The 385-nt window shown below is 58.7% G+C and carries 1 protein-coding gene; it reads left to right on the plus strand.

Features of this window, described 5'->3' with window-relative positions; all coding sequences use genetic code 11:
• A partial coding sequence (locus FKM52_RS21525; RefSeq protein WP_181407972.1) for an S-type pyocin domain-containing protein occupies positions 1-385 on the plus strand: 385 nt, incomplete at both ends.

Consider the following 385-nt stretch of genomic DNA (forward strand, 5'->3'; position numbering starts at 1 on the left):
CCAAAACGGCAAATCTGCCCATACGCGGCAGATTAACGGCAGATGATGAGTATATCTCGCTGCAACTGGAGAGCAGCGAGCTTTCATACGAGGTTCCGGTACTGCGTCCGGTACGTAACCCCGAAACCGGGCTGGATGAAATTACGGTGCCGGCCACCGCCAACACGCCGGAATATACCATCCAGATAACCCCGGTGGCGCCATCCAATACCGGCAACCAGGAGCCGGTACCGGTACTGCCAAACCATACCGGCTCCGATATTGAAGTGGTGGAAGGCCCGATGGTCATCACCACGCCAGCGGCGGACAGCGACGGATGGCAGGATTTCATCTACTGGCGGCCCGATGCCAAAGGCACCGGCGTGGAGCCGGTGTATGTGATGAC

It is taken from the genome of Mixta tenebrionis (genome assembly GCF_006517625.1).
Taxonomy (GTDB): Bacteria; Pseudomonadota; Gammaproteobacteria; order Enterobacterales; family Enterobacteriaceae; genus Mixta; species Mixta tenebrionis.